Below are 18,749 nucleotides of genomic sequence, written 5' to 3' on the forward strand. Positions count from 1 at the left end.
TTATCTGCCATAAAATTATTACTCAATAAAATTTAAACAGGCTCTGAGAGTTGAAAATCAAAGATTTTCATTGTATGCATATTTATAATAATGCATGATAATAGAAACACTCATTTTAAAAATCTTTGATTTTTTCTCTACTGTGTTCTAAAATATTTTCAAACCAAGAAAAAAATCTTTGTGACTCATGTGTTAAAGGTTTTTGCGATTGAATATATTAATCTAAAAATTCCCCAGTCACATAATACCATCGGTTTTGAATCATTTTAAATGTTGATAACTCGTGATGCATTTGTTTTTCTCCGTCTTCATCGGTGTAATATGCCTTAAATTCTACTTTATTCATCGAGGGTTTATTTATGATTTCAAGTTTTGTCCATTCATTGATTTCTCCCCATTCCTGCAGATCTTTTGTATTGTGAAACTGTCTTTTGCTGGGAGAAGTTGTTTCCATTAAATATTTTCCATTCGGGATAGCAAATGCAGAAAATCTGGAGCGCATTAAAGCTTCTGCAGTTGGAGCATTTTTTTCTCCGATATGGTAAGGTTTGCAACATTCTTCATATAATTTTCCGGAGCAGCAAGGGCAATTCATTCTTTTTATTTTTTTGATGTACAAAAGTCGCAAAAGTTTTGGAATGTAGATTTAAAATTTAATTTTCATTTAATTCATCAAAAAGTAAGAAAATTATTAAATAATAATTAAAATAAGATGAAATTTTATAAAACTTATTTTGTTCTTACAGAGATATTGATATTTTTGTGATACTTTACAAGTGTAAATACTTTTTCAATGAAAAAAAATATCTTCCTTTTACTTTTCGGATTTTTTAATCTGTTCTCAGCGCAAAATGGTTATGAAATAAGCATCAAAACCAAAGGAATTGCAAAAGATGTAATGTATCTTAAAATATTTAACGGAACGGTTTCAGATTCTTATATGGTAGATTCTGCAAAGATTAGTGACAAAACACCAGTCGCAAAATTTGTTCAAAAACAGAGGATTTTGGGAGGAATCTATAAATTGGAACTGAAGTCTAATAAATCTGCCTTAAATATTTTGGTTAACAATGGTGCAAAAATATCATTTAACCTTGAAGGAAGCGAGCTTTTAGGACTTATGGCTGAACAAGAACCGAATATTGGTTTCCTTACCTACGAAAGACAATCGGGAAACATTGAGAAAAAATTAGAGCTTTTAAAAGCTGTTCAAAAAAAATATCCAAGTCCTACACTTGATCTTTATACAAAACTTGAAGAGAAAAAGAATGTGAAAATTCCTGAAAGTTTAGACGATAGAAAAACCTTGCAAACCACTATTCTTGCAGATCTTGATCTTAATGACAGAAGAATGCAGATACTTCCGAACTCGTATCAGTTTTTGTTTAAATACATTAATATTCTTCCGATTGATAACGAAAACTATAAAATCGGTGTAGACCGACTTCTGAAAGAGCAAAACTGTGATTCTAAAAATTATCTTTTTTATCTGAAATGGATCTTTAAAAATCTTGAATATTATAGCCAGAAAGGGATGAATGATGCTTATAAATATACATTTAATACCTATCTGAATGATATGAAGTGCGTCAATAAAAATGAAACATTCTATAAAAGTATCGCTGCTAAACTTTCTGCTCTGGAAGCTGTACCGATAGGAAGTACTATTGCAAATACCGAGATGCAAAAATTAGATAAAACAATGGTTAATCTTTCTGATATTTATCCTAAATCAAAATACACTTTTGTGATGTTCTACGATCCGGAATGTGTGCATTGTCAGGAAGAAACACCGGGAATTGCAACTTATATAGCAAGTCTTAAAAATTCTGGTGTAGATATCCAATCGGTTTCTTATCTTAATACGCCTGATGATAAAAAATGGGCGACTTTTGTAAAAGAAAAAGGCCTGGAAAGCTGGATCAACGTGAAGAGTAAAAATAACGACCGTACTTATGTGGAAAAGCTGGAAATCTCTTCTAATCCGAATTTCTTACTGTTAGACTCTCAAGGAAAAGTTTTATTGAAAAAATATAACCAACAGGAAATTGCAAAGATTTTAATGTCATTAAAAAACTAAACGAATTTTTTTAATAGGAATTCTTTCCACAAAAAAAGCATCCAATTTGGATGCTTTTTTAATTTAATTTAATTTTCGTCTTCTATTTTTGTATCTATAAAAGTATATTCTTTATCAGCCATTTCCATAGAAAGACTTTTTGCCTTATATTTTACATGAGAGTTGTCAACAATCTGGTAAGTATAAACATCTGTATTTCCTGAATCAAAATGCAGCTCATGAAACTCTCCATTTTCAATCCACCATTGTCCTTTTTCTACATGTTGATTAATTTCACAATCCTGAACTGTTGTAAAAATGAGAGTAAATGTTCCGTCTTCTTTCCTGTCCATCACCCAAAGTTTTTCTACACCTTCAATTTGCTGATCTTTTTCTCCGCCTTTCCAGATTCCGACCAGTTTTTTATCGATTTTGTTAGCTTGTGGTTTATTTTTTTGCGCATAAATTGTTCCAAATCCTAAGATAAGTACGCTTACAATTATTTTTTTCATAGTTATTTAAAAAATAGAGTTATTTCCATTTCACTGTTTACGGGTATTCCTGAACTTTTTGCAGGAACCCATTTTGTGTTTTGAACAAATTCTTTTAGCCGATTAATAAAGTAAGATGAATATTTGTAATTCTTTTTATTTTGAAAAGTAACATCAATTTTGATATTTGAAATTTTGCCTGTTTTATATAAGATGAAATTTGCTCCCATAGAAGAATATGAGTCTTTATCTTTTCTATATTCAAAATCATCGGGATATTCTACAGTTTTCCAAAAATCTCTGTCATAACTTTTACTAAATTCTTCGTAAGATTTGTCTCCGGGATATCGGGAAACCCAGTCACACTCTTCAAATCCGAAAATTTTATCGGGGTTTTTCCTTATATATTTTATTTCTGCAACATTTCTTAAAGAGTCAATAAATTTAGATCCAAATCTTTTATCAATTTCCTTACTCATTACATTGGCATAGCAGTTTTGAAGATTTAAAGGAACGGTACAATAAGTTAATGCAGAATCAACTTCGATATTATATTTTTTCAAAAGCTCATTCATTTCAATATTTCCTTTATATTGCTCAACCATTCCAAAATAATGAAAAAAAACGAGTTTGTTCTTTCTAATATCATCCTTCGCTCTCTTAGTTTCTTCCTGACAAGCCGAATCCAAATATTTTCTTTCTTCTACCATCCATTTATTCATTTCCATTTTTAATGAATCAGAGAGGGTATCAGATTTTACTGAATAAAAAGATTCTGACTTGTTTTCAAATCTTTTATTTTTCATTATGAAACAAGTCAGAATAATTATGGATGAAAAGAAGGTTGCTTTTACACCAATATTTGATATCATTTATGATATTTTTTATTTAATAAAACCTCTGTTTCTCAACAACGGCTTAATATCCGGATCGTGTCCTGTGAAATCTCTGAATGCCTGATTAAGATCTACAGAATTTCCTACAGAAAGAATGTATTTTCTGAAACGGTCACCATTTTCTCTTGTAAGACCGCCATTATTTTTAATCCATTCCCAAGCGTCATTATCTAAAGTTTCAGACCATAAATAAGCGTAATATCCTGCAGAATAACCACCGCCCCAAATGTGTGCGAAATAAGGCGTGTGATATCTCGGAGGAACAGTAGCCAAAGTAAATCCGTGATTATTTAATGATTGTTTTTCAAAATCTAAAACCGGAAGCAATTGACTTTCATTAGTCACAGAATGCCAATCCATATCCAAAGCTGCTGCAGAAACCAATTCGGTTGTCATATAACCTTGGTTAAATGTTGATGCTTTTTTAATTTTATCAACCAAAGCCTGTGGAATAGGTTGTTTAGTTTCGTAATGAAGAGCGTAATTTTTCAAAACTAACGGATCTAAAGCCCAATGTTCATTGATCTGAGATGGGAATTCTACAAAGTCTCTCGGTACATTGGTTCCAGAAAGTGATGGGTATTTCTGGCTTGCAAACATTCCGTGGATAGAATGACCAAATTCATGGAAGATTGTTGAAACATCATCATAACTGATTAAAGAAGGTTTTCCCGGAGCTGGTTTCTGATAATTATAACAGTTTACAATCACAGGTTTTGTTCCCAATAAATACGATTGCTCAACGTAATTACTCATCCAGGCTCCACCACTTTTAGAATCTCTTGTGTAAAAATCAAGATAATAGATTGCGATAGATTTTCCGTCATGATCAAAAACTTCATAAGTTACCACATCAGGATGATAAACCGGAAGATCAGTTCTTTTCTTAAACGTTAATCCATAGAATTTTTCTGCAGCGAAGAAAACTCCTTTTTCCAAAACGGTTGTAATTTCAAAATAAGGTTTGATCTGGTTTTCATCTAAATCAAATTTTGCTTTTCTTACCTGTTCAGCGTAGAAATTCCAATCCCAAGGTTCTACTTTGAAACCACTTTTTTGCTGATCGATCAAATCCTGAATGTCTTTTGCTTCACGTTTTGCTGTTTCTACTGCAGGATTTGCAACTTGGTTCATCAACTTTACCGCAGCTTCAGGATTTTTAGCCATTTGATCCTGCAATTTCCATTCTGCAAAACTTTTTTTGCCTAAGATCTGAGCTTTTTTAAGTCTAAGTTTTGCTAATTTCTCAATCGTTTCTCTCGTGTCGTTGGCATCGCCTTTTTCGGCTCTTTGCCAAGATGCTTTGAACAGTTTTTCTCTTGTTGCTCTGTTGGTAAGGTTTTGCAAAAGAGGTTGTTGAGTAGTATTTTGTAAAGCTAAAAGATATTTTCCTGGTTGTCCTGCAGTTTTTGCATCGCTTGCTGCTGCAGCAATTTCGTCAGCAGAAAGTCCGTCTAATTCTTTAGCATCAGAAAAGAAAACGCCACCTTGCTTTCTCGCTTCCAATAATTTGTTTGAATATTGAGTAGAAAGTGATGCCAATTCCTGATTTACCTGCTTTAATTTTTCTTTGTCGGCAGAAGAAAGATTTGCTCCTGCGATTTCAAAATTCTGCTTGTAAAACTGCAGTAATCTTTTGCTTTCTGAATCTAAACCGTTTTCTGTGATCGATTTTATTCTGTTGTAAAGGTTTTCATTCAGATACATTTTATCAGAATGCGCTGCAAATACTGGAGCATATTCTTCATCTAAAGCCTGCAGAGTAGGATTGGTATTTGCGCTTGTAAGATTTGAAAATGTAATTAAAGTTCGTTTCAGAACTTCGCCGCTTTTTTCTAATGCAACAATGGTGTTTTCAAAAGTTGCCGCTTCGCTATTGTTGGCGATTTTCAGAATTTCAGCATCGTGCTGTTTTAATCCAAATTCGAATGCAGGTTTGAAATGTTCGTTTTTAATTTTATCAAACTCGGGAGCTTCATACTGAAGTTTGCTTTTCTTCATAAAAGGATTTGAAGAAAGTGATGCATCAGGAACAGGCATTTCCTGTTTTATGTCGTTTGTTTTCATTGTGGTACAAGAGTAATTGAATGCCAAAGCAGAAATTAACAATGCTGATGAAATGTGTTTCATGGGCAGATATTTATTATTTTAAAAGTCATATAGAATAATCTCTTTTTGATTTTAAAAATTGTTTTTATTGTCAATTGTAAGAGATTTTATAATTTAGTTGTTATTAAAGTATAAAGATATTAAAAACTAAACTTCTAAACATTAAAACATGAAATCGCTATGATTTTTCACACTCCAATCTGATGAAGATAACGCGATTGCAAATGTCCTTTTAAAAAAATAAAATATTTAACTATGAAATACACAGCAATTTTACTTCTTTCAGGATTAGTGATTTTCACTTCTTGCAAAAAAAATGAGAACAAAGAAGGGAAGTCAACTTGGTTACCCGATGTTACCAATAAAGATCACGGATCCCTAAAACAAAAAGAATTTAAAGGAGATTTTGACGAAATTGAAGTTTCTCAGGCTATTGAAGCTGAAATTATTAAATCTGATGTTGAAAGAGTAGTGATTTCTGCCCCTTCAAATATTATCGATGAGGTTTTGGTGGATAACAGCGGTGGTGAACTTCATATTCACTACAAAACAGGAGTACGTGTGATGAATACCAATAATGTGAAAGCTAAAATTTATGCTAAAGATTTTAAAAAACTTGAAGCAAATTCTGCTGCTATCATTATTGTAAGAGATCAGTTCACTCAGGAGAAAACGGATGTTGAAATTTCAAGTGCAGCTCATATTTCAGGAAAGCTTGAAGCCAATGATCTGGATATTGATGCAGGAAGCAGCGCTACTTTCAAAGGACAAATCTGGGCGGTAAACCTTAACATTGAAGCTTCTTCCGCAGCAGATGTTACCATCTCCGGAAAAACTAAAAATGCAAATCTTACTTCATCTTCAGGAAGCGGTATTTCTGCAAAGGATGTGGTTGCTGAAAATGTAAAAGCCGAAGCTTCAAGCGGAGCAAGTGTAGAAATTGGTGTTTCTTCAAAATTTGAAGGTCATGCATCTTCAGGCGGAAGTGTAAAAGGAATTAAAAAAGGAAATGTAACTACCGTAACCAAAGAAGAAAGCAGCGGTGGAAGCGTAGATGTACAATAATTTATTCTTGGGTTTCTTCATCGTCATCGTCTGTTGATGAGGTTTCCCAGTCTTTATTTTCAAAATTTAAATTATCATAAGCCAATAGCTCCTCCTCTCGCTGGAGGAGTTCTTTTGTGGTAAAAAGACGCATATCTTCATCATCTTTTGATTTTGCCAGTTTTCGGATTGAAGCTTTATCAATTGCCATAAATCTTTGCCCAAGACGTCGTGCTGCGTACTTTCGCATTCCGGTTTCCTGCAAAACATCAACAGCCATTTCTACTGCAGTTCCTAAAGTTTCACGGTAAATATTATCAATTCCTTTGTCTAAATATTCGTAGGCATCAATTCTGTTTTTAGCTCGTACAAATATTTTCACATCCGGATATTGCTCACGAACCAGTTCTGCAACAAATCTATTGTCATCAGGATCGTCAAGACATAAAACCAAAATTTCTGCATCTTCAATTCCTGCAGCTCTCAAAACGGGAATTCTTGTTGCGTCTCCGTAATAAACTTTAAAACCGTAACTTCTTAATAATTTTACTCTATCCGAATCTCTGTCGAGAACGGTTGCCGATATTTTATTAGCTTTAAGAAGCCTTCCGACTGTGCTTCCGAAATGACCGAAACCTACAATGATGATTTTTTTCTGAGTAATATTGCCGTCAAGAATATCAAAGTCTGATTTTACTTCAGGAATTTCTTTGATAAATTTTGGAATTATCAACCTGTCATTAACGATTAAAAGAATTGGAGTAATACACATTGTAATGGCGGTGATTGCCATCATTTGAGCATTCATTTCTGCACTGAAAAGATAAAGGTCGGAAGCATAATTTATTAAAACAAAAGCAAATTCTCCAACCTGAGAAAGCGCAAAGGCATAAAATAAACTTTGCGGAGTATCAATTTTAAAAAATTTTCCAATCGCAAAAAGCACAAAAAATTTCACGGCTAAAACCACAAAAACGGTACTGAAAATGAAAACAGGATCTTGTGCAATGACGTTAAAATTCATTGTAGAACCTACACTTACAAAAAATACTGCGAGGAGAAGTCCTTTAAACGGATCAATGTGTGCTTCCAGTTCGTGACGGAATTCGCTGTTTGCCAACATGACACCTGCTAAAAATGCTCCTAAAGCGGGAGATAATCCGATGGCAACCATTAATTCTGAAACTCCTATCACCAAGAATAGGGAAGAAGCTGTTAATAGTTCTGCCATTCCCGCTTTTGAAACGTATCTTAAAAACGGGACAAAAACATATCGACCCAATAAAATTAAAATAACAACTCCGAAAATCACGGTTCCCGCCTGAAGCCATTCCGGAAGTTTCTGAATTAAAATCTGAACTTCACTATCATGATGTCTCGCTTTATAATTGGCAATGATTGGCAAAATCGCCAAAATAGGAATGACAGCAATATCCTGAAATAAAAGTGTGGAAAATGATGCTTCTCCGGCGGATGTTTTCAGATTGTTTTTTTCCTGTAAGGTCTGAAGTACAATGGCAGTTGATGATAATGCAAAACACATTGCAATGGCAATCGCTTTGTCTACTTTCCAGCCTGCCCAAAAGAAAATAATGAAAAGAATGGAAATGGTAAGAGCCATTTGGGTGAGACCGAGTCCGACAATTTTCTTTCGCATTTCCCAGAATTTCCTGGGTTCTAATTCTAATCCAACCAAAAAAAGAAGCATGATCACTCCAAATTCACTGGCGTGCATAATTCCGTCGACATCGTTTCCGGTTAGTTGTAAAACATAAGGACCGATGATGATTCCCCCTAAAATATAACCAATCACCGAGCTTAAACCTAATTTTCTTGCGAGCGGAACCATAATAATGGCAACGCCCAAAAAAAGTAAGGTATTCATCGCTAAGCTAGATTCCATATTATTGATTTAGGGTTTCTACAAATTTCTTTTTCTGTAAAATAATTTCTTTTTTTGACAGTTTATTGGCTTCGTAAACAATAGTGATGCTTTTAATGTTGGCATTAAAAACATTTAAAGAAACAATCAGTCCGCTAATAATTTCTTCAATGGTGTATTTATAAGTTCCTTCTTTTGAAAAAGACCTTTCTTTTCCTCCGGTCGTTACAACGATATACACTTCTTTATTTTCAAGCGGATTAATCTCACCTTCTTTAATCCAGTTTCTATCGAATACTTCATCAATCCACAATTTTAGTAAGGGTGGAATTCCGAACCAAATAATAGGAAACTGAAAAATAAAACGATCATAATTCTGAAGCCTTTTCCGTTCTCTGAAAGCGGCAATATGAAAATCGGGATATTCTTCGTATAAATCACGAAGGGTAAAATGCTGATGCCGAACATAGAAATTAATTAACTCTACATTTGAGTTTGAATGTTCCAGATAAGGATGGGCAAAAACCACCAGCGTTTTTTTCATAGATCCCGTTTTCAGTAAATATAATTAAAATTTAATGAAAAATTCGCAATTGTGGCAGGTTTAATGAAATTTTAATCGCTGGGAAATACTACTTTTCTAAAGGTAAAGTCGTCTTCGTATCATACCGAACAACGAATGTATTGTATGGAAGACTGCATACTATCTCGATAAAGCCTCCTCCGTATTCATCTTTAAGTTTCATCTGAAAATGCTTTTCAACTTTTGGAATATTTTTATAAGGCGATTTGTCAAACAGACTTGAATCTTTTGCAAAAGGAATTAATAGCTTTTGTAAACTGTCAAATTCTTTATACTTATCTTCAGTGTTATTAAACTCTATTAACTGTGTAACTGAATAGGTTTTATCATTCGGTACAAGTGATACATATAATTTTTTAATTTCACTTTTAAAATACGGATTTTTTTCTCCGCTTGATTCATATGCTGTAAAAGGCTCAAATTCTTTTGGAACGTTTGTATATTTTAATTCCTTAAAATTCAAAGAGGAATTGTTGAGAACAGATTTATAACCGTTTTGTAATTCGGAATTAAAGAATATAGAATTTAAAACCGGAATTTCTTTTTGTTTTTTACATGAAATTATTGTGAAAAATATAACAATAAGAAGAACTGAGTTTTTCAAAATTTTAATATTTTAATTGTAAAAATTACCATCCACCAGAAGCTCCGCCACCGCCAAAACTTCCGCCACCGCCAAATCCTCCGAAACCACCGCCGCCTCGAGAACTTCCGCCACCGAATCCGCCTCCAAAACTTCCTGGAAAAGGGAATGGGAAAAATCCGCCGGGATAATTTCTTCGTCCTCTACGACTTATGGTAATATCACCATCATCATCGTTTCCGCCACCTCGATTTCCGAAAAAGATAGCGAGGATGATAAAAATAACGAAAGCAATAACGAGTAGTTTGGTAACACTTATATCTCCGGATTTATTTTTGGTAGCAATTGGTTTAAATTTTCCCTGAACCGCTTCCATGATAGCATTGGTTCCGCCATTAATGCCTTCATACCATTTTCCCTGTCTGAAATTGGGAGTGACGATGTAGTCTAAAATTTGTCCGGCAACTGAAGCGGTTAAATATTGCTCAACCGCTCTTCCTTGCTGAATCGACATCGTTCTGTCGTCTTTAGCAATCAGAAAAACAACTCCGTTGTCTACATCTTTCTGGCCGATTCCCCATTTTTCGCCAAACATCGTTGCCAAATAATTCACATCTTCGCCTTTTGTAGATGGAATGATAATAATTTCGATTTCCGTTGAGGTAGAATCTGCGAATTTGATGAGCTTATTATTCAGTTCATTTTTTTCCTGTGTTGTAAGCAGATTTGCCTCGTCATAAACAGGGTATAAAACTGCAGGTTTTTCAGGAATAGTGTACTGTGCTGATAAAAAAGCATAACGGCAAACTAAGATGAACGTGAAAAATAGTTTAAGAGAATGTAATCTCATTGGGTAATTCGTTGTGATTTTCTCCTTTTAATGGAAAATATTTTTTTAATTCTAAACCAGTTTCAAGAATTCCGCTTTTTAAACCTTGGTAAAAATGACCTTTTGCGAATTCTGACGTGATATAATCATGCAGATGATCCCAATAAGATTGATGTACTTTTTCGTGGATTCCTGAATCGCCGATGATCGTTAAATACTTTTTCTCAAAATTGACATGAAAAAGAACCGCATTTTTTTCTGCGGTTTTATCTTTACACAATTCTTTAAACACCTCAAAAGCGGTTTCTGCAATCTGATGATCTGTGGTAGAATCTATATGTACACGAATTTCTCCGGTAGAATGTTGCTCTGCCGACTGAATTGCTTCTACTAAAGAATCTATCTGTTGATTTGTTAAAAAACGGCTCATTATTCTGTAAATACACTTGGTGCATTTTCTGCTCCGGCTTGTGCTTTAAATAAAGGTTTTTCTTTAAAATTAGTGAAGTTTGCCAAAATATTATTAGGAAACTGTTTGATTGAAATGTTGTAATCTCTTGCAGCATCGTTGTAATAAACGGTTTCAGTTCTGATGCTGTTTTCTATTGCAATATATTCTCTTTGGAAATTGATGTATTGCTGATCTGCTTTCAGGTTTGGATAAGATTCTACAACCGCCATTAATCGGCTTAATGCTCCAGACAATTCACCTTGTGCAGCCTGAAATTTAGCCATATCTTCTTCCGTAAGATTAGACGGATTGATGTTGATAGAGGTTGCTTTTGAACGGGCTTCCACAACTTTCGTCAATGTTTCCTGCTCAAATTTTGAATATGATTTTACCGTTCTTTCCAAATTAGGGATTAAGTTGGCTCTTTTTTGATATACCGTTTGTACGTTGGACCATTTTGCGTCAACTTTTTGTTCCTGTGCTACAAAGTTGTTGTAGCCATTTTTTCCCCAGAAAAAAAGTACTCCAACGATGATGAGAAGAGCGATACCGATGGTTCCGGCGCTCAGACAACCTTTATTTTTCATATCTGAATTTTTAATGTTTTAAATAGTTTGTGAAACTACCAATCTTCTGAAATGGCGATTTCATCGTTTTAATTTTTTATTATTTTTTGTGTTAACCAAATATACAAATTAAGTGCTAATTTTGCATAAAATTTATTGAATGACAACAATTGTGGTGGCAATGGGAGAGAAAAACGAGATTGGTTCTGGTAATCAGTTATTGTGGCATCTTCCGAAAGATTTAAAACATTTTAAAGATCTAACTTCGGGACACCCGATTATCATGGGGAGAAAAACCTATGAAAGCATTGGAAAAGCGCTTCCTAACCGTACCAATATTGTTGTTTCAAGAAAGAAAAACTGGTTTCAGGAAGGAATTTTAATTGTTGGTAGCATTAAAGAAGCCGTGAAATTTGCAAAAAAAATTGATGAAAACATCTTTATCATTGGTGGCGGAAATGTCTACGAACAAACCATGGAAATTGCAGACCGTCTTGAAGTAACTTTGGTAAAAGCAAATTTGGAAGCCGATACTTATTTCCCAAAAATCAACGAAAAGATTTGGAAAAAAACAGGAGAAATCTGTCACGAAAAAGACGAAAAAAATCAATACGATTTTTGTTTTCAAACTTACGAGAAAGTTGTTGGTTAATGGTTGTTAGTTGTTGGTTTTTTTGAATACAATAAAATATTCTAATAATAGTAACCATCAACTATAAACTATCAACTATCAACCAAATTTATTACCTTTGCACTTCTAAAATTTAATAATGAATAAGTACATAAAAATCATAGTTGCGGCACTTCTGATTATCGGAGGTCTTTATATGATGTTTTTTACAAGAAATTTAGGCTGGGGAATCGTAGTTTTCCTTTTATCCGCATTACCAATTTTCTTGTTTTTTAAGAACGAAAATATTCTTTTGGCATTCTGGCAATTGAGAAAACAAGACATGATTAAAGCTTCAAAGTTTTTAAATAATATTAAAGATTATAAAACTGAACTTCATAAAAACCAATACGGATATTATCATTATTTACAAGGTTTGGTTTTGGCTCAGGAACATCCTACACAAGTAGAACCTTTGATGAAAAAAGCTTTAGATTATGGTTTGAATATGAAACATGATCGTGCAATGGCGACGCTTAATTTGGCAGCCGGAGCAATTTCTAAAGGTAGAAGACAGGAAGGGCAAAAACTTTTGGAAGAAGCAAAAAGACTAGATTCTGCAGGGATGATGGCCGATCAGATCAAAATGCTGAAAGATCAGTTGAAAATGCCAACGATGCAAAAGCATATGCATAATCCTAATATGAGAAATAGAGGGAAATTTTAAAAGCAGATAAAATAATAAAAAATGCACTAATTGAATTTTAGTGCATTTTTTATTTTCTGGACGGAGGTGGAGGAGGAGGTTTTGGCGTTTCAAAGAATTTATCATTGGGATAGAGTTTTTTTCTAATTAAAGAGAATTTATCCAATTTCTTGAACTTATCATCTAACCCGTCATCATTGAAATATTGTCTTTGATTTTTATTAGGATAATAAACTGTTACCAATGATGAACCATATTTCCGTTTAGCTCTATTTTCATCTTTTAAATATTTAAAATAATTTTCAAAAGAAAGAGAATTTTTAGGTTTAAAAGGATACATGATTCTGGGTAAAGTTTGTTGCTGCTTTTCAAATGAACTTATTTCTGAATGTGTTTCTAAATATAAGGTGTCATTTTCTTTTACGAAATTATATCTCTCAGATGCAGCATACATACAGGCTGAATAATCAACATTAACTTCCAAAGTATCTCCATTTTCCATTTTTTCTGAAAATTGATAGAGGTCTTTTTCCAGATCGAACTTACTTTCATTATTACAAGAAAATAGTATGGATAAAGCTAAAAAAAAGGTCGCTTTTTTCACAAAGTTTACATTTCTGAGTTGTTTTCGTAACCGTAGAATTTAGGCATTTGCCAATGGTATTTTACAGCCAATGTTCTAATGGAAACAATCAATAAAATAGTAAAAATCTGAATTACAGTATAAGATAAATTGGTGAAAGTGGTCAGTAAAAGAAATGTTGCCCCGCCAATGATACAGGCACTTGCGTAGATTTCTTTTCGAAAAATTAACGGAATCCTGTTGAGCAGAATGTCCCGAATAATTCCACCGAAACACCCGGTAATAGTTCCGAGTCCGATACAGATTAAAGGATGAATACCTGCATCTAAACCTTTCTGAACACCGATGAGGGTAAATAATCCCAAACCGAAGCTGTCGAAAATAAATAAAGTCACTTTAAAGTTTTTCTCGATCGATTTAAAGACCATCGAAAAAATAGAAGTTATCAAGATCACACCGCACATCAGAAGGTCGTGCATCCAAAATACGGGAACGTCGAGCAGTAAATCTCTCACTGTTCCTCCGCCAACTGAAGTGACGAAAGCAATGATTAAAACTCCGAACGGATCTAATCTTTTCTGCATTGCCGCAAAACTTCCCGACATCGAAAACGATATCGTACCAAGAATTTCTATTGCAAAATTGATTTGTTCGTGCATTAAATTATGAGTGATGAGTAATTGGTAATGAGTAATTGATTTTGGGGTTAAATATTTTGAGATAATTTATATTTATAAGTTGTCATTACTTTGACTAATTCTTCACATTCTGATTTTATAGCTAATAATTTTTCTGAATCTACATATTCAAGGTCTTCAATAATCTCCAGCCACAGTTGAGTTTCGTCTATTTCTTCAACCACAATACAGATTTTTGCAAATCGTTCTTTATCAGATCTTGCCCTTGAAACCGCTCTGTAATTTGCGGCAACAGAAGTTGCAGATCTTATGATCTGTTTTCTAATGATTGAAACAGCATCTGAATATGGTAATGGTGAAAGTAATTTTATTATTGATATAGAGAAATTTTTCGTTCTATCTCTAAAGATTTGATTAAAATCCATAAATATAACTGTATTTAAAAATTACTCATTACCAATTACTCATTACTTATGTTCAACTCTTACCGCTTCCGGAACCAAAAGTTCATATTCTCCACCGTGGTTGATGATCTCTCTCACGATGCTGCTGCTGATAAATGACTTTCCTGATGAAGTCAAGAGGAAAACAGTCTCGAGTTTTTTGTGAGCTAACGTACGATTGGTATGGGCAATTGCTTTCTCAAATTCGAAATCGGCAGGATTTCTTAAACCTCTTAAAATAAACTGAGCATTTTTTTCAAAGCAATAATCCACAGTTAAGCCTTCAAAATGATCAACTTCCACATTGGGAAATTCGGCTACCGAATTTTGTATGAATTCTATTCTTTTTTCAAGAGGAAACATATATTTCTTCTGAGAATTTTGACCAATAGCGATAATTACTTTGTCGAAAAGCGCAGCTGCTCTTTCGATAATATCATAATGTCCTAAAGTAATCGGATCAAAAGACCCCGGAAAAACAGCAATTTTCATGCGCAAATAAAATTATAAGTTATGGGTTATCAATTATGAGTTGTTTTTACTCTAATCTCTAACTTCTAATATCTAGTTTCTCTTTTGTAAAGCTTTTTCAACTTCGTTTCCACAAAGATCTTTGATTGAAATTCCGTAGATCTTTGCCTGTTGCGGAAGAATACTTGCCGGAGAAAACCCTGGGTTGGTATTCATTTCAAGCATATAAGGAATTCCGTCCATCAAAATAAATTCACTTCTCGAAAAACCGCTCATTCCAAGAGAATTGTAAGCTCTTTTTGCAATTTCTTCCACTCTTTTTGTGGTCTCTTCATCAATTCTCGCAGGAGTAATTTCTTCGGAAGCACCTTCGTATTTAGCTTCGTAATCGAAAAATTCGTTGGTAGGAACAATTTCTGTAATCCCCAAGACGATCGTTTCACCTTTAAAATCGATCACGCCAACAGAAACTTCCATTCCGTCTAAGAAACTTTCAATTAAGATCTCATCATCTTCTTTAAAAGCGATTTCGGTTGCAGCAATGAGCTCAGATTTGTCTTTTACTTTAGAAATGCCTAATGACGAACCCGACTGATTGGGTTTTACAAATACAGGAAGTCCTAATTCATTAATAATTTTGTCAACATTAATATCTTCTCCTTTTCTTAAATAAATACTTTTTGCAGAAGGAATTCCATATTTTGAAAGTACTGCTAAAGTATCTTTTTTATTGAAAGTTAATGCGCTTTGATAGAAATCGCAACCGGTATATTTCTGTCCGATAGCATCCCAATAAGCCTGAAGAATTCCGTTTTCACCCGGAGTTCCGTGGATAATATTGAAGCAAGCATCGAATTTCAATACTTCATTGTTGTCTAAAGTAACCGAAAAATCACCTTTGTTGATGGCTTTTTTATTCTCATTTTCATCCAGAAAATACCATTCGTCTTTTAGAATAACCACTTTATAGACAAGATAAAGGTCTCTGTCTAAAGAATCATATATTAACTGGCCACTTTTCAGAGAAACTTTATATTCGTCAGAATAGCCTCCCATAACTACGGCAACGTGTTTTTTGCTCATATCCATATTATCAATAAAGGCAAATTTAAACATTTTATATATTGAAATAAATGAATTTTGATTTTTTTGAAAGCAAAAATGAAATCTGCTAAATAAAAACTTCATTATAAAATTATTAATTATCTTTGTCGTTATTATTAAAGTATTTTTAAGTATGCTTAAATCACTTTTCAACTGGAAAGTTTTACTCAATTTATTAGTAGCCATCGGTATTTTCGTAGGATTGGTATGGCTTACTTTCCGTTGGTTGGAGTATCACACCAATCATGGGCAGGAAATTCCTGTTCCTAATGTTATTAACAAATCAGTGCACGACGCTGTAAAAATATTAGAAGATGCAGGACTTGACTATGAAGTTGACAGTGCAGCCTATAACCCTAAATACAGACCGCTTCAGGTTTTGAAGGTTTATCCTTCTCCTGGATCCCGTGTAAAAGACGGAAGAGCGATTCAGCTCATGGTAAATCCTAAAAGCTGGGCTCCGGTTGCTGTTCCTGATGTTATCAATAAATATTCGGGATTGGCTTTCCAGAGATTAGAGCAGGTAGGTCTTAAGGTTGCAGATACTATTTACGAACCGAGCATTCAGAAAGATGCGGTTTTAAGAATCTTATTTAAAGGAAGTTCTATAAAACCGGGAACTAAAATTCCTAGATTCTCAGTGATTGATGTTGTAGTAGGTTCTGGACCTATGCGAAATATTGCTATTCCAAATGTTGTGGGATTAACGGTGAAAGAAGCAAAAGCTTTGATTGCAAGAAACCTTTTTGAAGTTGGTCTTGTAGATTATGAAGATGGAGGAAATGATGATTCAGATATTGTGTACTACCAAGATCCTGCATCGGGCGATGCACGAGATCAGGGAATGCAGATTGACCTTTGGGCAAGTAAAAAAACTCCTGCCGAACTACGTGGAAAAATAGAAATACTTAATTCTACTTACCGTATGAAAGTAGACACTACTTTGCCTCCGGTGAGATATGATGAAGTTCCTAATTTCCAAGATCCGCCACCGATGAATGATCCGGTTCCGGCTCCTGCACCTCAGAAAAAGGAAGCTCCTAAAACTGAGACTGCAAAACCATCTGGAACTTCAACAAAACCTGCAACTACAGGTGATAAACCAAAATCTGCTGCACCAACGACAACTCCTGCAACAGAAAAGCCTAAAGCTAAAAAGGTAATTATATAAATTGATTTTTAATTTAAAATAAAAAAAAGGCTTCAACTTTAATTATGTTGAAGCCTTTTATATAGATAAAGCAATGACAGAAGATAACGAGGATTTTTTAGACGAAGAATTTTTAGATGCCAATAATAGTGTTGACATTGATGATGAAAATAAGGGTCTTTATGAGCATCTTAATATTACAGTTGATGGCAATCAGGAACCGTTAAGAATAGATAAGTTTTTATTTAACTTTAGACAAAATTCTTCCAGAAACAAAATTTCGCAGACTTGTCGTGCCGGAAATGTCGTAGTTAACGGAAATCCTGTAAAGCAAAATTATAGAGTAAAACCGGGCGATCAGATTTCTGTTTTACTAACGCATCCACCTCGCGAAAACGTCATTATTCCACAAGATATTCCTATTAATATTGTCTATGAAGATGATGATTTAATTGTGGTAGACAAAGAACCGGGAATGGTAGTACATCCTGGATTCGGAAACTGGGACAATACTTTGGTCAATGCTTTGGCTTTTCATTTTCAGAAAAACGGTCAGAAATCAGATTTAGACAGAGTAGGTTTGGTTCACAGAATAGATAAAGATACATCTGGACTTTTGGTAATTGCCAAAACCGAATATGCATTAAGCTTCCTTGCTAAACAATTTTTCGAAAGAAAAACAAGACGTTTGTATTGGGCATTTGTCTGGGGAAATGTAAAAGATGATGAAGGGACAATTACCGGGCATATCGGAAGACATCCTAAAAACAGAATTCAGATGTACACTTATGTTGACGGAAGCCAAGGAAAGCATGCGGTTACGCATTATAAAGTTTTAGAGCGTTTTAAATATATGACTTGGGTAGAATGTAAACTTGAGACAGGAAGAACGCATCAAATCAGAGCACATTTTAAACATATTGGTCATACATTGTTCAATGACGAGAGATATGAAGGAAATGTCGCCTTGAGAGGAGTTAATCTTCCTAAGTATAAGCACTTTATAAAAAACGTGTTCGATATTTTACCTAGACATGCGCTTCATGCACACACTTTAGGATTTATACATCCCACTACCAAAAAGGAATTGTATTTTGAAAGCCCAATGCCTCAAGATATGGCGGATGCTGTAAAAAAATGGAGAAATTATTTAGAAAACTAAAAATATATTGAGATTTTTTTTATATTTGTTGAATTGAAATCAAGATTTGTTATGAGAAAACTATATGCTATCGTATGTTTAGCTCTTTTGTCGAATGCATACAAAGCACAAGAATCACTACCATACTATCAACAATATCTTTTGGATGGTGAGTTCCTGTTCAACCCTGCACAATACGGTAAAACAGACTACGTACAACTTAACCTTAACTATCAACAACAATTTTCAAAATTCAGCGAGTCTCCAAACGTGCAGTCTGTAGGGATTAATGCAAATATTTTTGACAGAGTTGGAGCAGGTCTTTCTGTTTTTAGAGATAGCAACGGTCCTATTTCAGCTGGAGGTATTACAGCTGGTGCATCTTATTTCATCCCACTAAGTAGTGAAGG

General features: G+C 34.0%; 22 protein-coding genes. 7 read left to right on the plus strand and 15 right to left on the minus strand.

Annotated elements, in window-relative coordinates:
* Positions 1 to 217: 217 nt before the first annotated feature.
* Positions 218 to 595: a YchJ family protein gene (locus OEW74_RS17585; protein WP_265429703.1), complete on the minus strand. Its 378-nt coding sequence runs from the start codon at positions 593 to 595 to the stop codon at positions 218 to 220.
* 198 nt (positions 596 to 793) lie between these two features.
* Between OEW74_RS17585 and OEW74_RS17590 the strand changes: the two genes are divergently transcribed.
* Entirely contained in the window at positions 794 to 2,080 is a 1,287-nt protein-coding gene (locus tag OEW74_RS17590; protein WP_265429704.1) for a TlpA family protein disulfide reductase, read from the plus strand.
* Between the two features lie 68 nt (positions 2,081 to 2,148).
* Here OEW74_RS17590 and OEW74_RS17595 read toward each other — a convergent pair whose 3' ends face one another.
* The 3 genes from OEW74_RS17595 to OEW74_RS17605 all read right to left on the minus strand — a co-directional run bounded on the left by OEW74_RS17595 (position 2,149) and on the right by OEW74_RS17605 (position 5,576).
* Positions 2,149 to 2,571 (minus strand): hypothetical protein, encoded by a 423-nt coding sequence (locus OEW74_RS17595; RefSeq protein ID WP_265429705.1) that lies wholly within the window; start codon positions 2,569 to 2,571, stop codon positions 2,149 to 2,151.
* Positions 2,572 to 2,573: 2 nt separating this feature from the next.
* Complete coding sequence (locus tag OEW74_RS17600; protein WP_265429706.1) at positions 2,574 to 3,356, minus strand: hypothetical protein; 783 nt, start codon at positions 3,354 to 3,356, stop codon at positions 2,574 to 2,576.
* A 78-nt stretch (positions 3,357 to 3,434) separates the two neighbouring features.
* Positions 3,435 to 5,576, minus strand: coding sequence for a M3 family metallopeptidase (locus tag OEW74_RS17605; RefSeq protein ID WP_265429707.1), 2,142 nt, complete (start codon positions 5,574 to 5,576; stop codon positions 3,435 to 3,437).
* Positions 5,577 to 5,810: 234 nt separating this feature from the next.
* Here OEW74_RS17605 and OEW74_RS17610 point away from each other — a divergent pair, with 234 nt between their 5' ends.
* Positions 5,811 to 6,620 (plus strand): head GIN domain-containing protein, encoded by an 810-nt coding sequence (locus OEW74_RS17610; RefSeq protein WP_265429708.1) that lies wholly within the window; start codon positions 5,811 to 5,813, stop codon positions 6,618 to 6,620.
* Position 6,621: 1 nt separating this feature from the next.
* On the opposite strand, the gene OEW74_RS17615 is transcribed toward OEW74_RS17610, so the two are convergent.
* The 6 genes from OEW74_RS17615 to OEW74_RS17640 all read right to left on the minus strand — a co-directional run bounded on the left by OEW74_RS17615 (position 6,622) and on the right by OEW74_RS17640 (position 11,514).
* Positions 6,622 to 8,502, minus strand: coding sequence for a monovalent cation:proton antiporter-2 (CPA2) family protein (locus tag OEW74_RS17615; RefSeq protein WP_265429709.1), 1,881 nt, complete (start codon positions 8,500 to 8,502; stop codon positions 6,622 to 6,624).
* Between the two features lies 1 nt (position 8,503).
* The gene (locus OEW74_RS17620; protein WP_265429710.1) at positions 8,504 to 9,025 is read right to left on the minus strand and encodes an NAD(P)H-dependent oxidoreductase; all 522 of its coding nucleotides are present in this window, start codon (positions 9,023 to 9,025) and stop codon (positions 8,504 to 8,506) included.
* Between the two features lie 88 nt (positions 9,026 to 9,113).
* Positions 9,114 to 9,668 (minus strand): hypothetical protein, encoded by a 555-nt coding sequence (locus tag OEW74_RS17625; protein WP_265429711.1) that lies wholly within the window; start codon positions 9,666 to 9,668, stop codon positions 9,114 to 9,116.
* Between the two features lie 25 nt (positions 9,669 to 9,693).
* Positions 9,694 to 10,497, minus strand: a complete 804-nt coding sequence (locus OEW74_RS17630) for a TPM domain-containing protein (protein ID WP_265429712.1) — start codon at positions 10,495 to 10,497, stop codon at positions 9,694 to 9,696.
* Positions 10,478 to 10,906, minus strand: coding sequence for a TPM domain-containing protein (locus OEW74_RS17635; protein ID WP_416207914.1), 429 nt, complete (start codon positions 10,904 to 10,906; stop codon positions 10,478 to 10,480). Before OEW74_RS17635 ends, OEW74_RS17630 begins: the two co-directional genes overlap by 20 nt.
* Positions 10,906 to 11,514 carry a LemA family protein gene (locus tag OEW74_RS17640; RefSeq protein WP_074231087.1) on the minus strand — a complete coding sequence of 203 codons (609 nt, stop codon included), beginning with the start codon at positions 11,512 to 11,514 and terminating at the stop codon, positions 10,906 to 10,908. The genes OEW74_RS17635 and OEW74_RS17640 overlap by 1 nt, the downstream gene beginning before the upstream one ends.
* Before the next feature lie 139 nt (positions 11,515 to 11,653).
* Here OEW74_RS17640 and OEW74_RS17645 point away from each other — a divergent pair, with 139 nt between their 5' ends.
* Together OEW74_RS17645 and OEW74_RS17650 are read left to right on the plus strand one after the other, a co-directional pair.
* Positions 11,654 to 12,145, plus strand: a complete 492-nt coding sequence (locus OEW74_RS17645) for a dihydrofolate reductase (RefSeq protein ID WP_265429713.1) — start codon at positions 11,654 to 11,656, stop codon at positions 12,143 to 12,145.
* Between the two features lie 118 nt (positions 12,146 to 12,263).
* Positions 12,264 to 12,830, plus strand: coding sequence for a DUF2892 domain-containing protein (locus OEW74_RS17650; RefSeq protein WP_265429714.1), 567 nt, complete (start codon positions 12,264 to 12,266; stop codon positions 12,828 to 12,830).
* Positions 12,831 to 12,879: 49 nt separating this feature from the next.
* Here the strand turns inward: OEW74_RS17650 and OEW74_RS17655 are convergent, their stop codons facing one another.
* From OEW74_RS17655 to OEW74_RS17675, 5 genes are all read right to left on the minus strand, one after another.
* Positions 12,880 to 13,413, minus strand: coding sequence for a hypothetical protein (locus OEW74_RS17655; RefSeq protein WP_265429715.1), 534 nt, complete (start codon positions 13,411 to 13,413; stop codon positions 12,880 to 12,882).
* Positions 13,414 to 13,418: 5 nt separating this feature from the next.
* Positions 13,419 to 14,051 carry a trimeric intracellular cation channel family protein gene (locus tag OEW74_RS17660; RefSeq protein WP_265429716.1) on the minus strand — a complete coding sequence of 211 codons (633 nt, stop codon included), beginning with the start codon at positions 14,049 to 14,051 and terminating at the stop codon, positions 13,419 to 13,421.
* Positions 14,052 to 14,098: 47 nt separating this feature from the next.
* Positions 14,099 to 14,455: a four helix bundle protein gene (locus OEW74_RS17665; protein WP_265429717.1), complete on the minus strand. Its 357-nt coding sequence runs from the start codon at positions 14,453 to 14,455 to the stop codon at positions 14,099 to 14,101.
* Between the two features lie 42 nt (positions 14,456 to 14,497).
* A complete protein-coding gene (gene coaD, locus OEW74_RS17670) occupies positions 14,498 to 14,965 on the minus strand; it encodes a pantetheine-phosphate adenylyltransferase (protein WP_265429718.1) in 468 nt (155 codons plus the stop codon).
* A gap of 72 nt (positions 14,966 to 15,037) precedes the next feature.
* Positions 15,038 to 16,027, minus strand: coding sequence for a D-alanine--D-alanine ligase (locus OEW74_RS17675; protein ID WP_265429723.1), 990 nt, complete (start codon positions 16,025 to 16,027; stop codon positions 15,038 to 15,040).
* 154 nt (positions 16,028 to 16,181) lie between these two features.
* On the opposite strand from OEW74_RS17675, the gene OEW74_RS17680 reads away from it, so the two are divergent.
* From OEW74_RS17680 to OEW74_RS17690, 3 genes are all read left to right on the plus strand, one after another.
* Positions 16,182 to 17,219 carry a PASTA domain-containing protein gene (locus OEW74_RS17680; RefSeq protein WP_265429719.1) on the plus strand — a complete coding sequence of 346 codons (1,038 nt, stop codon included), beginning with the start codon at positions 16,182 to 16,184 and terminating at the stop codon, positions 17,217 to 17,219.
* A gap of 73 nt (positions 17,220 to 17,292) precedes the next feature.
* Positions 17,293 to 18,360, plus strand: a complete 1,068-nt coding sequence (locus OEW74_RS17685; RefSeq protein ID WP_265429720.1) for an RluA family pseudouridine synthase — start codon at positions 17,293 to 17,295, stop codon at positions 18,358 to 18,360.
* 51 nt (positions 18,361 to 18,411) lie between these two features.
* Positions 18,412 to 18,749: type IX secretion system membrane protein PorP/SprF (locus tag OEW74_RS17690; protein ID WP_265429721.1), on the plus strand; the 338-nt coding region annotated here is incomplete at its 3' end.

Origin of the sequence: Chryseobacterium sp. YIM B08800, from assembly GCF_026163565.1 — a bacterium.
GTDB lineage: Bacteria > Bacteroidota > Bacteroidia > Flavobacteriales > Weeksellaceae > Chryseobacterium.